This is a genomic window from Pseudonocardia xinjiangensis (genome assembly GCF_012911925.1).
Taxonomy (GTDB): domain Bacteria; phylum Actinomycetota; class Actinomycetes; order Mycobacteriales; family Pseudonocardiaceae; genus Pseudonocardia; species Pseudonocardia xinjiangensis.
This window is the reverse complement of sequence record NZ_JAAXKY010000054.1, coordinates 1-13,578: the sequence shown is the minus strand read 5'-3', so window position 1 is coordinate 13,578 and position 13,578 is coordinate 1. Positions and strand designations below refer to the sequence as shown.

13 protein-coding genes are annotated in these 13,578 nt (G+C 72.2%); 9 read left to right on the top strand and 4 right to left on the bottom strand.

Annotation, left to right across the window (positions count from 1 at the left end; genetic code table 11):
• Nucleotides 1-3: 3 nt before the first annotated feature.
• Both HF577_RS17545 and HF577_RS17540 read right to left on the bottom strand, forming a co-directional pair.
• Nucleotides 4-1,218: a GAF domain-containing sensor histidine kinase gene (locus tag HF577_RS17545; protein ID WP_169396957.1), complete on the bottom strand. Its 1,215-nt coding sequence runs from the start codon at nucleotides 1,216-1,218 to the stop codon at nucleotides 4-6.
• The gene (locus HF577_RS17540; protein WP_169396956.1) at nucleotides 1,215-1,871 is read right to left on the bottom strand and encodes a response regulator; all 657 of its coding nucleotides are present in this window, start codon (nucleotides 1,869-1,871) and stop codon (nucleotides 1,215-1,217) included. Before HF577_RS17540 ends, HF577_RS17545 begins: the two co-directional genes overlap by 4 nt.
• Before the next feature lie 114 nt (nucleotides 1,872-1,985).
• On the opposite strand from HF577_RS17540, the gene HF577_RS17535 reads away from it, so the two are divergent.
• From HF577_RS17535 to HF577_RS17525, 3 genes are all read left to right on the top strand, one after another.
• Complete coding sequence (locus HF577_RS17535; RefSeq protein ID WP_169396955.1) at nucleotides 1,986-2,912, top strand: phosphoribulokinase; 927 nt, start codon at nucleotides 1,986-1,988, stop codon at nucleotides 2,910-2,912.
• A gap of 26 nt (nucleotides 2,913-2,938) precedes the next feature.
• A complete protein-coding gene (locus HF577_RS17530; protein WP_169396954.1) occupies nucleotides 2,939-3,871 on the top strand; it encodes an MBL fold metallo-hydrolase in 933 nt (310 codons plus the stop codon).
• 69 nt (nucleotides 3,872-3,940) lie between these two features.
• Nucleotides 3,941-5,092 carry an acyl-CoA dehydrogenase family protein gene (locus tag HF577_RS17525; RefSeq protein ID WP_169396953.1) on the top strand — a complete coding sequence of 384 codons (1,152 nt, stop codon included), beginning with the start codon at nucleotides 3,941-3,943 and terminating at the stop codon, nucleotides 5,090-5,092.
• Between the two features lie 10 nt (nucleotides 5,093-5,102).
• On the opposite strand, the gene HF577_RS17520 is transcribed toward HF577_RS17525, so the two are convergent.
• A complete protein-coding gene (locus tag HF577_RS17520; RefSeq protein ID WP_169396952.1) occupies nucleotides 5,103-5,777 on the bottom strand; it encodes a GntR family transcriptional regulator in 675 nt (224 codons plus the stop codon).
• Nucleotides 5,778-5,812: 35 nt separating this feature from the next.
• Nucleotides 5,813-6,829, bottom strand: a complete 1,017-nt coding sequence (locus tag HF577_RS17515; protein ID WP_169396951.1) for an asparaginase — start codon at nucleotides 6,827-6,829, stop codon at nucleotides 5,813-5,815.
• Nucleotides 6,830-6,912: 83 nt separating this feature from the next.
• On the opposite strand from HF577_RS17515, the gene HF577_RS17510 reads away from it, so the two are divergent.
• From HF577_RS17510 to HF577_RS17485, 6 genes are all read left to right on the top strand, one after another.
• Nucleotides 6,913-8,202, top strand: coding sequence for an MFS transporter (locus HF577_RS17510; protein ID WP_169396950.1), 1,290 nt, complete (start codon nucleotides 6,913-6,915; stop codon nucleotides 8,200-8,202).
• A 2-nt stretch (nucleotides 8,203-8,204) separates the two neighbouring features.
• Entirely contained in the window at nucleotides 8,205-9,449 is a 1,245-nt protein-coding gene (locus HF577_RS17505) for an alpha/beta hydrolase (RefSeq protein WP_169396949.1), read from the top strand.
• Nucleotides 9,446-10,066, top strand: coding sequence for a cysteine hydrolase family protein (locus tag HF577_RS17500; protein WP_169396948.1), 621 nt, complete (start codon nucleotides 9,446-9,448; stop codon nucleotides 10,064-10,066). Before HF577_RS17505 ends, HF577_RS17500 begins: the two co-directional genes overlap by 4 nt.
• The gene (locus tag HF577_RS17495) at nucleotides 10,063-11,070 is read left to right on the top strand and encodes an amidohydrolase family protein (protein WP_169396947.1); all 1,008 of its coding nucleotides are present in this window, start codon (nucleotides 10,063-10,065) and stop codon (nucleotides 11,068-11,070) included. The genes HF577_RS17500 and HF577_RS17495 overlap by 4 nt, the downstream gene beginning before the upstream one ends.
• A complete protein-coding gene (locus HF577_RS17490; protein WP_169396946.1) occupies nucleotides 11,067-12,578 on the top strand; it encodes an aldehyde dehydrogenase family protein in 1,512 nt (503 codons plus the stop codon). Before HF577_RS17495 ends, HF577_RS17490 begins: the two co-directional genes overlap by 4 nt.
• A gap of 22 nt (nucleotides 12,579-12,600) precedes the next feature.
• Nucleotides 12,601-13,578 (top strand): dihydroorotase (locus HF577_RS17485; protein ID WP_169396945.1); only part of this gene is annotated, 978 nt, incomplete at its 3' end.

Sequence of the window (13,578 nt, the reverse complement as noted above, 5' to 3'; positions counted from 1 at the left end):
TCCTTACAGCGTCGGGACCGTCACCGTGACCGTCGTGCCCGAGCCGCGGCGCGAGCTCACGGTCAGGGTGCCGCCCACGAGCTCGGCCCGCTCAGCCATGCTCCGCATCCCGTAGCCCGGGGCGCCCGGCTCCAGGTCGCGCGCCTCGAACCCGCCCGGCCCGGTGTCGAACCCGCAGCCGTCGTCGCCGACCTCCAACCGGGCCGTGCCGGCCCGCACGGCGAACCGCAGCTCCACGCGGGTGGCCCTGGCGTGCTTCTGCACGTTCTGCAGCGCCTCCTGCGCGATGCGGTACAGCGCGATCTCGACGTGTTCGGGCAGGCGGTCGTCGCCGAGGTCCAGCTCGCAGTCGAGATCGGGCACCGTCCGGCACAGGCTGGACAGGCCCCCGGCGAGCCCGAGGTCGTCGAGCACCGGTGGGCGCAGGCCGCCGACGGCGATCCTGGCCTCGTCCACCGTGATGTCGGCCAGCTCGCGGGCGCGGATCAGCTGCTGCTGCGCGTACGCCGGGTCGGAGCGCAGCGTGCCTGCCGCCGCGTCGAGGTGGTACCCGAGGCTGACCAGGCGCTGGGAGATTCCGTCGTGGATGTCGCCCGCGAGCCGGCGCCGCTCGGTCTCCTGCGCGGCGATCACCTGCTCGGTGAACTGCTCGTGGGCGCGTTCCCTCGCGGCGAGCCTGCGGTGCAGCCGCGCGGAGTGCAGCGCACCCGCCACCAGCCTGCCGATCGAGGTGAGCAGCCGGATGTCGCGGGCGGTGAACTCGCGGCGGGCCACCGTGTGCACGTTGAGCACCCCGACCAGGCCGGCCAGGTCGCTCGTCATCGGCACCGACGCCATCGAGGTGTAGTCGGCACCGCGCAGGGCCGGGATCGGCAGGTAGCGCGCATCCGCGTGCTTGTCGTCGACGAGCACGGCGGGCTCCCCGTGCGCCGCGACCCAGCCCGCGATGCCGATCCCGATCGGCAACCGCACCCGGCCGACCTCGGCGTCGAACGGCGGGGTCGCACCGGCGAGCGTGAGCGAGCGGCCCGCGTCGTCGAGCACGTGCACGAAGCAGACGTCGGTGGCCGTGGCCTCCACGATCAACCGGGCGACGGCGGCGGCCAGCGGCTCGACCTCCGGGCCCGACGAGGTGGCCTCCACGATGGCCAGCAGCAGCGCGTTCTCCGCCTCGAGGTCGGCGAGGCCGCCGAGCGCGGGCCGCCGTGCCGTGGTCACTGGAAGATGCCTTCGCGCAGAGCGGCGGCCACGGCACCGGCCCGGTCGTTCACCACGAGCTTGCGGTAGATGGAGCGCAGATGGCTCTTCACCGTCTCGTCGCCGACCGTCAGGCGGGTGGCGATCGCCCGGTTCGACAGGCCGCTGACGATCAGCGAGAGCACCTCGCTCTCGCGGTGGGTGAGGCCGTGACGCGCTCCGGGCCAGAACTCCCCGCTGTGCAGCCGGGCCGCCGAGGCGACGGCACGGCCGGCCAGTCCGGGATCGATGACGGTCTCGCCGGCGTGCACCAGTTCGAGGTGGCGCACCAGGTCCTCGCCGGTGATGCGCTTGATCAGGTAGCCCGCTGCCCCCGCCCGCAGCGCCTGGAACAGGTACTGCTCGTCGTCGTACACCGACAGCAGCACCACCCGCCGCCCGGCCCGCTCCTGGCAGAGCCGGCGGCACAGGTCGAGGCCGCTCGCCCCGTTCAGCCGGACGTCGGACAGCACGATGTCGGGGTCCAGGCCGTCGACCAGCGGGACCGCGTCGTCGGCGCCCTCGGCCTCGCCGACCACCCTGACCCGGCTGCGGAACGGCGCGAGCATCGCCTTCAGGCCGTGGCGGACCATCTCGTGGTCGTCCACGAGGACGATACGAAGCGGCCCGGTCATCTACCGACGATAGGTCCATGGCCCCCGGCCGAACAGCCTTCGTACGTGCGGATCCCCCGCCCGACCCCCGTTGCGGGGGACTCCGTCACGTTCGGACCGGCCTACGGTCGGTCCATGGCGGACAAGGCGTTCCGGATCGTGCGTGCCGGCCCTGGCTCACGCCCGGTGATGCTCGCGATCGCGGGGGACAGTGCGGCCGGCAAGACCACCCTCACCCGCGGGCTGGTGCAGGCACTCGGCCCCGACAACTGCGTCTCGATCTGCGTGGACGACTACCACCGGTACGACCGGGCCGAGCGGCGCGACCTGCCCTTCACCGCGCTGCATCCCGACTGCAACCACCTCGACATCATGGAGCAGCACCTGCAGCTGCTGGCCAGTGGCCAGCCCATCCTCAAGCCGGTGTACGACCACTCCACGGGGAAGCTGGCCCGGCCCGAGCGCGTCGAGCCCAACCGGTACATCATCGTGGAGGGCCTGCTCCCGCTGCACAGCAAGCTCTCGCGAGCCTGCTTCGACGTCACGGTGTTCCTCGACCCGCCGGAGGAGATCCGCCGCGGCTGGAAGCTGGCCCGGGACACCTCGGCGCGGGGCTACTCCCGCGAGCAGGTGCTCGCCGAGCTCGACCGGCGGACCTCCGAGTCGGAGGCCCACATCCGCCCGCAGCGCAGCCACGCCGACATCGTCGTCCGGTTCGCGCCGATCGCCGTGCGCGACGATCCGCCGGGCACCCCGCTCTCCGCCGAGCTCGTGCTCCGGCCCACGATCCGCCATCCCGACCTCGGTGGCGTGCTGGCCAACCACCGGACGATGCACGTGAAGCTGTGCCGCGACACCGACGGCAGGCCGGTCGACACGCTGCACGTGCACGGCTACGTCCCCACCGAGGAGAGCCGCAGCCTCGAGAAGGCGATGTGGGCGCTGCTCGACCAGCCCGGTGACGTGCCGGACGGGCTGGGCGTGCTCGGCGCCGAGCAGCGCAGCGAACCGCTGGCGATCACCCAGCTGCTGCTGCTCTTTCACATGCTGGACGCCGCCTAGTTCGTCCGCACGGCCAGAATGACGTCATGACATCCCGATCACTGCCGTCGCCCGAGCTCGTCGAGGTGGCGCCCGGCGCCTTCGCCTACGTCCAGCCGGACGGCAGCTGGATGGTGAACAACACCGGCGTCGTGACCGGCGGGGACGGCGGGTACGTCCTGGTCGACACCACTTCTACGGAGGCGCGCAACCGCGCGCTGCTGGCCGCGGTGGAGACGGTCAGCGACCGGGCGCCGCGCGCGCTGGTGAACACCCACCACCACGGCGACCACACCTTCGGCAACTGGCTGATGCCGGCAGGCACCCCGATCATCGGGCACGTCACCTGCCGGGAGGACGCGCTCGCCGCCGGTCTGCTCGCCGCGCAGGTCCTGGCCGGCCCGGACTACGGGCACATCGAGGTCCGCCCGCCCGACCTGACCTTCACCGACAGCATGACGCTGCACCTCGCCGAGCGGGAGGTGCAGCTCATCCACGTCGGACCGGCCCACACCCGCAGCGACGTGCTGGTCTGGCTGCCCGAGCAGCGCACGCTGTTCGCGGGGGACCTCGCCTTCGCCGGCGGCCAGCCGTTCCTGGCGGAGGGCAGCGTCGCGGGCTACCCGGCGGCGCTCGGGGTGATCCGCGACCTCCGGCCCGAGGTGCTCGTGCCGGGCCACGGCCCGGTCCGGCGGGGCGACCAGGTCGGTGAGCTGCTCGATGACATGGCGGAGTACGTGGCGTTCGTCGACGCCGTGGCGCGCGACGGGCACGCCGCGGGCCGCAGCCCGCTGGAGGTGGCTACGGCCGCCCGGGACAACCGGTTCGCCGCCTGGCAGGAGAGTGAGCGGCTGGTCGGCAACCTGCACCGGGCCTACTCCGAGCTCGACGGCAACCCGCTGGGCGCCCCACTCTCCCTGGCGGTGGTGTGGCCGGACATGGTGGCGTTCAACGGCGGCCCGATCGGCTGCTTCGCCTGACGGAGCGGCGTCGAGCGATGGGCCGTGGTTGTCTGGTCGGGAGGGTCCGCGAGCGGGGGAGGTCGTCCCATGCACACACTCGACGCCGAGGAGTCGGCGATCGTCGACACGGTCCGCGACTTCGTCGACCGTGACGTCCGGCCGGTGGCGCGGGAGCTGGAGCACAGCAACACCTACCCCGAGAAGCTGATCGACCAGATGAAGCAGCTGGGGATCTTCGGGCTGGCGATCCCCGAGCCCTACGGGGACGTGCGCGTGTCGACGCCGTGCTACGCGATGGTCACCGAGGAGCTGTCGCGGGGCTGGATGAGCCTGGCCGGCGCGATGGGCGGCCACACCGTGGTGGCGAAGCTGCTGCTCGACCACGGCACGGAGGAGCAGAAGCAGCGCTACCTGCCGCGGATGGCCACCGGTGAGCTGCGCGCCACGATGGCGCTCACCGAGCCGGGCGGCGGCTCGGACCTGCAGGCCATGCGCACGGTCGCCCGCCGCGACGGCGACTCCTACGTGATCAACGGCGGCAAGACCTGGATCACCAACGCCCGCCGCGCCGGCGTGGTCGCGCTGCTGTGCAAGACCGACCCGCAGGCGCAGCCCGCGCACAGCGGGATCAGCGTGCTGCTGGTGGAGAAGGTCCCGGGGTTCACCGTGTCCGCGGACCTGCCGAAGCTGGGGTACAAGGGCGTCGAGAGCTGCGAGCTGTCCTTCGACGACTGCCGGGTGCCGGCCGGCGCGCTGCTCGGCGGGGTGGAGGGCCGGGGCTTCGCGCAGATGATGCGCGGGCTAGAGATCGGCCGGATCCAGGTCGCCGCCCGGGCCACCGGTGTCGCGCGCGCCGCGTTCGACGACGCGCTGCGCTACGCCCAGGAGCGCGAGAGCTTCGGCAAGCCCATCTGGCAGCACCAGTCGGTGGGCAACCTGCTCGCCGACATGGGCACGAGGATCACCGCCGCCCGCCAGCTGCTGCTGCACGCGGCGCAGCGCTACGACTCGGCCGAGCGGGCCGACCTCGAGGCGGGGATGGCGAAGCTCTTCTGCTCGGAGACCGCCATGCAGGTGGCCATCGACGCGATCCGGGTGCACGGCGGCTACGGCTACTCCACCGAGTTCGACGTGGAGCGCTACTTCCGCGACGCCCCGCTGATGATCGTGGGGGAGGGCACCAACGAGATCCAGCGCAACGTGATCGTGCGCCAGCTGGTGTCCCGCGGCGGGCTGTGAGCCCGCCCCGTCAGCGGATGCCGCCGCGCTCGTGTGCCTCCTCGATCGCGGCGAGGGTGGAGCGCAGGTGCGCCACGGTGAGCCCGACCGCCCCGTCGGCGTCGCGGGCGCGGTAGAGCCGGACCAGCTCGTCGTGCTCGTGGTTGGCCTGGGGCACCTGCTCCGGCCGGGCCTCGAGCGACAGGCTGACGTAGGCCGACGCGCTGTCGCGCAGGCTCGCCAGCATCCCGGCCAGCCTGCTGCCCTCACCGATCTCGCTGAACACGGCGTGGAAGTCGCGGTTCAGCTCCACCCAGGTCGACAGGTTCGTCTCGGTCTGCATGCGCAGCGCGAGCGCTTCGGCGCGGTCGAGCTGCTCGTCGGTGATGTGGTCGACGACGCGGCGGACCATCAGCGGTTCGAGCGTGATCCGCAGCTCGTAGATCTCGCGGACCTCCTCCATGTCGAGGGGCCGCACGATCGCTCCACGGTGCGGGTCGAAGACCACCAGGCCCTCGCTGGCCATGTCGCGCAGGGCCTCGCGGACCGGTGTGGTGCTCACTCCCAGCTGGCTGGCCAGCTCGGCCTGCACCAGCCGCGTACCCCCGGCGAGGGTGCCGCCCAGGATCGCCGAGCGCAGTGTGGCCAGCACGTACTCGTGGGCCGTCCTGGACCGGCCGACCGGCCTCAGGTTACTGAGAGTCAACGATGCCTCCACCCTGTGTGGTTGTCCGGGAGATTCTAGTTCTGATCCGGACCACCGGGATGTCCGCCTCGCGCGGCCACCACCTCACGGATCCGGCTCAGGGGACATCCGGTCGCCAGGAGTGACCACAGCAGGATGCGCGCCTTGCGCCCGTCGAGCCAGCCGGCCGGCATCACCCCGCGCGCGAGCAGGTCCTCCTCGGAGCCGGCGAACCCGTAGGTGTGGGAGAGCACCGAGCCCTTCCCGGTACGGCTGGCGAGCAGCACCGGGCCGTTCTCGATCGCCTCGGACACGACGTCGGCCACAGCGGCGGGCACGTGGCCCGCACCGAAGGCGGAGAGCACGACACCGTCGTATCCCGCCTCGCACACCAGGCGCAGCAGGGTGCCGTCGTCGCCGAGACTGCTCTCGAGCAGCGCCACCCGCGGGACGTGGGCGCCGGCCGGGCGGGGGAGGGGCGCCCAGCGGCGGGGCCGGTTCGCGTAGGTGACGTTCCCCTCAATGATGCGGCCGAGCGGCCCGAACGGCACCGAGGTGAAGGCGTCCATGGCGGTGCTGTCGGCCTTGCGGATGCGGGCCGCCGCGTGCACCTCGTCGTTGATGGTGACCAGGACTCCGAGGCCACGGGACGACGGTGCGGTCGCCACCGCCGAGGCCGCGAGGATGTTCGCCGGACCGTCGGCGCCTGCCTGGCGGGGTGAGCGCATGGCCCCGGTGAGCACGAGCGGCTGTTCCCGGTCCCAGTGCAGGTCCAGCAGGTAGGAGGTCTCTTCCATGGTGTCCGTGCCCTGGACGAGAACGGCTCCGGCGGCCCCGGCGTCGACGGCGGAGCGGGCCCAGTCCAGTGCCGTGAACAGGTCGCCGAAGGTCAGCGACGCGCCCGGCGCGGAGGCCAGGGTGCGTGTCTGCAGCTCGGTCGAGCCCGCGAGCGCAGGCACCGCCGCCAGCAGGTCGGCGACGGTGAGGGAGGGCGTGACTCCCGCGCCGTCGGCACCGCTGGTCATCGTGATGGTGCCCCCCAGCGAGCCCACTGCCAGACACGGCTTGGTCATCCCACGTTCTCCTCACCTTGACGCCCTGCAGTCTGCACTTTATATGATGCAAAATCGAAGCTGTCGTGAAGAAGGGCGTTGCCGTGGCTCGTACCGAAGTGGAAGGCGCCGTCGGCCGGTCGGCCGGCGTGGCCCGCCTGACCACGGCCGTCGCGATCACCAGCCTCGTCGTGCTGGCGGGGTCCTACGTCGTCAATGCGATGGACCGGCAGGTCTTCCCGGTCCTGCTGACGCCGATCCGTGCCGAGTACGGCTTCTCGCTCGGCCAGGGCGGCCTGCTGGCGACGATCTTCACGCTGGGGATCGGTGTCTCCGGCGTTCCCGCCGGCTACCTGCTCGACCGGCTCTCCCGCAAGACGGTGATCATCGTCGGGATCCTGATCTACTCGGGATTCACCCTGCTCACGGCGGTTGCGGCCGGCTTCTGGGACATGCTCGCCTACCGGGCGCTGTCCGGGGTGGGGGAGGCGCTGCAGAACGCCGCGCTGTTCGCGGCGGTCGGGGCCTACTTCTTCGCCAACCGCTCGCTGGCGCTGGGCAGCCTGAACTTCGCCTACGGCCTTGGCGGGTTCCTCGGCCCGCTCATCGGCGCGAAGCTGGCCGGCACCGACCAGTGGCGCGTCCCGTTCGTCGTCTACGGCCTGATCGGGCTGGGGTTCTGCGTCCTCATCGCGGTGGTCATCCGCAAGGCCTTCACCGAGCGGAAGGAGGTGGCCGGGGACCTCGACCGGCGACCGGACGTCGACCACGTGCCGGTGCGGCTCTACAACCGCAACATCGTGGCGCTGGGCGCCGCCGGCGTCGTGGTGGGGATCTCGATGTACGGCTACATCGGGCTCTACCCCACGTTCCTGGTCACCCAGCTGCACTGGACCAGCGGGCAGGCCGCGCTCGCCGCGAGCATGTTCGGGCTCGGCGCACTGCTGGGGATCCCGGCGGGCTGGCTCGGGGACCGCTTCAACCAGCGCACCGTCATGATCGTGTCCCTGGTGGCGGGCGCCGTGGTCGGGTACCTGCTGTTCAACGGCCCGACCGGCGCCACCGCCCAGTACGTGCTCTCGTTCGCCGAAGGCGCGATCGCCAGCGGGTTCCTGTTCGTGAACATCTACTCGGCGATGCAGCGCGCGGTCCGTCCGCACCTGATCGGCCGGGCGTCGGGCGTCTACGTGAGCGCGTTCTACATCCCGGCCGCGTTCGCCGGCTACGTCTTCTCCGCGCTGGTCGCCGCAGCGGGCTGGGGTGGCGCCGCGGTCTGGCAGCTCACCGTGCTGCCGCTGCTCGGGGTGGTCGCCCTGCTCTTCGTCGACGTCGGCAAGTTCGCGAACGCCCGCGTCCCGACCCGCTCCCTGCACTCCTCGGAAGGGGTGGCGTGACCATGGACCAGCGACAGCTCGGCCCACGCCGGTGGCGTGAGCAGCGCTGGATCACCGACTCCGTGCTGCGCACCGACGGGCTGGAGTGGGACCAGCCCCGCGTGGCCTACACCCTGCGTCCGATGGGCGTGGACGCCGTGCCGGACTTCCGGGTGGCGCAGTCGCGCATCCACAAGTTCGCCGACATGGTGCCGGTGTTCACGGAGCTGGCGCAGCGCCGCGAACGGCTCGCCGAAGCGGCCACCAACCCGGTGGCGGCCCGCGAGCACTGGTTCCACGCCGCGCTGCTCTACGTCACCGCGGAATGGCCGATCTGGCAGGACTGCCCGCAGCTCGTGGCGCTCGACGACCGCAAGAACGCCTGCTACCAGGCCTACGCCGAGCTGGCCGACCACCACGTCGAGCGGGTGGACATCCCGTTCGAGGGCGGCGCCGTCCCGGCCTGGTTCCACCTGCCCCGCGGCTACACGAGCGGGCCGCTCCCCACGGTCATCTCCTGCGGCGGCATGGACGCCCCGAAGGAGCTCAACGTCAACCTGTACGGCGACAAGTTCCTCGAACGCGGGTTCGCGGTGCTGGCGTTCGACGGGCCGGGACAGGGCGAGGCCCCGGTGCGGGGTGTGAAGTTCACCCCCACCGCCTGGATCGAGGCCGGCGAGAAGATCGTCGACTGGTGCCGCTCGCGTCCCGAGGTCGACTCCGAGCGCATCGTCGGCTTCGGGCTCTCCTTCGGCTCGTACTGGATGTCGCAGATCGCGGCCACCCAGCCGGCGCTGCGGGGCTCGGCGGTCGGCCTCGTCTGCCACGAGCCCGGTTGCCACATGATCTTCGAGATGGCCTCGCCCTCGTTCAAGGCCCGGTACATGTGGATGTCCGGCCTCGAACACGACGAGGCCGCGTTCGACGCGATGGCCGAGCAGATCGACCTGCGGCCCCTGATCGGGCAGATGTCGGCGCCGTGGCTGGTGGTGGCGGGTGACGAGGACGAGCTCTCGCCCATGGAGCACAGCTACGACCTGGCGCGGCGCTGCCCCAGCCCCGCCCCGATGCTCGTCTACCAGCAGGGCAGGCACGCGCTGTCCCTGCCGACGCCGTCGGTGGCACTGGGCCCCAACTGGCTGACCTACGCCGCCGACTGGCTGCTCGAACGCACCGAGGGCAAGCCCGCCGAGGACCTCGTCGACTACGTGCTCCCCTCCGGACAGATCGAACGCCGCTCCCACCCGAAGGAGGCCGCTGCGGCATGACCCTCCCCCTACTGACCGGCCGGCGCCCCGCCGTCGTGACCATCGACCTGCACCGCGGCCATCTCGACCCCGCGGTGGCCACGATGCCGCTGCCCGCCGAGGCGGCCGCCCGCGTCACGAAGGCCAACGCCGAGTTCCTCCACGAGGTCCGGCGCCGCGAGGTGCCGGTGGTGCACGTCGTCACCTCCTACCGGTCCGTCGCGGAGATCGCCTCCAACCCCTGGTGGGCAGCGGTCGCCGACACCGATGCCAGCCGCGCAGGCGTGCTGCGCCACCAGCTGCCCGGCAGCCCCGGTCTCGAGCTGATGCCCGAGGTGTACGACGAGGACTACGACCTCGTGGTGACGGGTAAGAAGCGCTACGACTGCTTCGCGGCCACCGACCTGGACCACGTGCTGCGTTCCCGGTCGCTCGACACTCTGCTGCTGACGGGCGTGAACACCAACAGCTGTGTCCTGGCCACCACCGTCGCGGCGAACACCCGCGACTACGCACCGGTGGTGGTGGAGGACTGCGTCGACACGATGGACCGGCAGGCGCACGAGGCGGCGCTGACCGTCATCCGGCAGGCATTCGGCTGGGTCGCCCCGGCCGGGGAAGTTCTGGAGGCACTGTGAGATCCGTCGACACCCACGCCCACGTCATCCCCCCGGCACTGGTGAACGCGATGTACGCCGGAACGGCCCCGGACGGCATCGCGATCGCGGAGCGCGACGGCGCGCCCTGGGTGGTGCACCCGCAGGGCTACCGCTACCCGCTGCTCCCCGAGTTCCACGACGTGCAGGTGCGGCTCAAGGCGATGGACGCCGCCGCCATCGACGCCGCCGTCCTGTCCGTGGCGCCGACGATGTTCCTCTACTGGATCGAGGCCGCCCAGGCCGTCGAGGCCGCGCGGGTCGTCAACGACGCCATCGCGGGGATGGTCGCCCAGGCGCCCGACCGGTTCACCGGGCTGGCGGCCCTGCCGATGCAGGATCCCCGTGCCGCGGTGGCGGAGCTGCGCCGGTGCGTCACGGAGTACGGGTTCCGCGGCGCCCATGTGGGCCCGCACATCGAGGGGCTCCCGCTCGACCACGACAGCCTGCGGCCCGTGCTGGCCACGGCGGAGGAGCTGTCCGTCCCGCTGCTCGTGCACCCGTACTACGTGGGCGCGACGGGTGACTGGCTCACCGACTTCTACCTGACGAACCTGCAGGGCAACCCCTGGCAGACCGCGGTCTGCGCGTCCCGGCTGATCTTCTCGGGCACCCTCGACGCCCTGCCCGGCCTCGACGTCGTGCTGGTCCACGGCGGCGGACACCTGCCCTACCAGGTGGGCCGGCTCGACCACGGGCACCGGGTGCGGCCGGAGGCGAAGGGCTGCGAGCTCCCGCCGAGTGAGTACCTGCGCCGGTTCCACTTCGACACCCTCACCCACAGCACGGCCGCCGTGCGCTTCCTCATCGAGCAGGTCGGCTCGGACCGCGTGGTGCTGGGCACCGACATGCCGTTCGACATGGGCGCGGGCGGTGTCGACGAGCAGCTGGCGGGACTGGAGCTGAGCGACGCGGAGATCGAGTCGATCGCGCACGTCAACGCCGAACGGCTCTTCGGCAGGCCGCAGGGAGACGACGGGAAGTGACGGACAGCATCTTGGCGGAGCCCCTCCTGCTGCACATCGACGGGAAGCAGACCGCTGCCGCCGACGGCGCGACGTTCCCCCTGCGCAACCCGGCCACGGGGGAGCACCTGTGCGAGGTCGCGCACGCCGGCGCCGCCGATGTGGACGCCGCCGTCGCCGCGGCCAGGGCCGCGTTCGAGGACCGGCGCTGGTGCGGGATGCGGCCACGGGACCGGGCCCGCATCCTCAACCGCGCGGCCGCGCTGCTCGCCGAACGCATCGACTCCTACGCCCGGCTGGAGACCCTGCAGATCGGGCGCCCGATCCGGGAGATGCGCGCCCAGCTGCGCCGCCTGCCGGAGTGGCTCGAGTACTTCGGTGCGGTGGCGCAGTCGGCCGAGGGGACCGCGCCCGACTTCGGGAGCGGCTACCTCAACGTGGTGCGGCGCGTCCCGCTCGGTGTGGCCGGCCTGATCACGCCGTGGAACCACCCGCTGCTGATCACGATGAAGAAGCTGTCGGCGGCTCTGGCGGCCGGCAACTCCATCGTGGTGAAGCCGAGCGAGCTCGGCCCCGCGGTGCCGACGGCGCTCGTCGGGCTGCTGGAGGAGGCGGGAGTGCCGGCGGGCGTGGTCAACACGGTCACCGGCCTCGGCGCCACCACCGGCCGGTTCCTGTCCGAGCACCCGGGCCTCGACAAGCTCGACATCACCGGCGGCACCGAGACCGGGCGGGTGGTGGCGGCCAACGCGGGCCGCGCGCTCATCCCGGTCACCGCGGAGCTCGGTGGCAAGGCGCCCGTCATCGTCTTCGACGACGTGGACGTCGACGAGGCGGTCGCGGGCGCGCTCTTCGCGGCGTTCATCGCGACCGGGCAGACCTGCGTGCAGGGAGCCCGGGTACTGGTCGCGGAGAGCAGGTACGACGCCGTGGTGGAGCGCCTCGTCGAGCGCACGACGCGGCTGCGGCTGGGCGACCCGCTCGACCCCGAGACGCAGATCGGCCCGCTCGTCTCCGGGCCGCAGCGGGAGAAGGTGGCAGCTGCCGTCGACCGCGCGCGGGAGCAGGGCGCCTCGGTGCTGTGCGGCGGCCGCGTACCGGACGACCCGCGGTTCGCCGACGGCTGGTTCTACGAGCCGACGGTCGTCGCCGACGTCACCCCGGCCCACGACCTCTGGTACGACGAGGTCTTCGGCCCGGTCACCCTCGTCCGCCCGTTCCGGGACGAGGCCGACGCGATCGCGCAGGCCGACGACTGCCCGTTCGGGCTCGCCGCGTCCGTCTGGACCCGCGACGTCGGACGTGCCGTGCGCGTGGCCGACCAGCTCGACATCGGCATCGTGTGGATCAACGACCACCACCGCATCGACCCCGCGTCGCCGTGGGGCGGGTCGAAGGACAGCGGTATCGGCTCGGAGAACGGCTGGGACTCCTACCGCGGCTACACCCGCACCCAGAGCGTGATCATCAACTCGGCGCCCGGCTCGCCCGACTGGTTCGCCAGCAGCGCGGACCTGCGCTACTCGTAGCCCACGACCAAGGACGGACCAGATGCCCGACATGGACCTCGTCGTCGCCGGCGCAACGGTGGTCACCGCACAGGGACGTCGCCGTGCGAACGTGGCCGTGCAGGACGGCCGGATCAGCTATGTCGGACCGGACCAGCCGTCCGCCCGCGAGACCGTGGACGCCGGCGGGTTGCTGGTGCTTCCCGGTGGCGTCGACACGCACGTGCACCTCATGGACCCGGGGAGCACCGACCGGGAGGACTTCCCGACCGGCACGAGCGCCGCGGCCGCCTCCGGAGTGACCACGATCATCGAGCACAGCCACGGCCAGCCGGTGGTGAGTGTGGACGATCTGCTGGCCAAGCGCGAGTACCTGCGCGAGCGGTCCAACGTGGACTACGGGCTCGCGGCGCACGCGTGGCCCGGGCGGGCATCGGCCGTGGCGGACCTCGCGGCTGCCGGCGTCGCCTTCTTCAAGGTGTTCACGTGCACCACCCACGGCGTGCCCGGCCACGACGCCGCGGCGCTCAAGGAGCACCTCACGCAAACGGCGCTCGTCGACGCCGTGAGCCTCATGCACTGCGAGGACGAGTCGCTCACCGGTGCCGCCGAGAAACTCCTGCGGGAGGCCGGCCGCGACGACGGCGGGCTGCTGCCCGAGTGGCGCAACCGGGACGCCGAGGTGGTCGCGGCCGCTGTCGCCGCCCTGCTCGTGCGCCGCACCGGGGCCACGGCCACCATCGCGCACGTCAGCCACCCCGAGGTGGCCGAGTACGTGGCGCAGGAGCGCGCCCGCGGCGGGCGGCTGGCGGCCGAGGCCTGCCCGCAGTACTTCCTGCTCCGCGAGGAGGAGGTGCTCGAGCAGGGCGCGCTGCGCAAGTTCACCCCGCCCGCCCGGGCTCTCCGCGTACACCCTGACGACGTCCTCGTAGGACAGATGCCCGCGTGCCACCGCGTCCAGCAGCAGCGACATCGTGCTGTCCAGGCCGGGGAGCCCGAAGTGGACGTTCCAGATGTCGCC

What these genes read in the sequence shown, in the direction of transcription:
- HF577_RS17500 (WP_169396948.1), top strand. Translation starts at nt 9,446, where the DNA reads ATGACCCTCCCCCTACTGACCGGCCGGCGCCCCGCCGTCGTGACCATC.
- HF577_RS17515 (WP_169396951.1), bottom strand. Translation starts at nt 6,829, where the DNA reads ATGACCAAGCCGTGTCTGGCAGTGGGCTCGCTGGGGGGCACCATCACG.
- HF577_RS17525 (WP_169396953.1), top strand. Translation starts at nt 3,941, where the DNA reads ATGCACACACTCGACGCCGAGGAGTCGGCGATCGTCGACACGGTCCGC.
- HF577_RS17505 (WP_169396949.1), top strand. Translation starts at nt 8,205, where the DNA reads ATGGACCAGCGACAGCTCGGCCCACGCCGGTGGCGTGAGCAGCGCTGG.
- HF577_RS17535 (WP_169396955.1), top strand. Translation starts at nt 1,986, where the DNA reads ATGGCGGACAAGGCGTTCCGGATCGTGCGTGCCGGCCCTGGCTCACGC.
- HF577_RS17530 (WP_169396954.1), top strand. Translation starts at nt 2,939, where the DNA reads ATGACATCCCGATCACTGCCGTCGCCCGAGCTCGTCGAGGTGGCGCCC.
- HF577_RS17540 (WP_169396956.1), bottom strand. Translation starts at nt 1,871, where the DNA reads ATGACCGGGCCGCTTCGTATCGTCCTCGTGGACGACCACGAGATGGTC.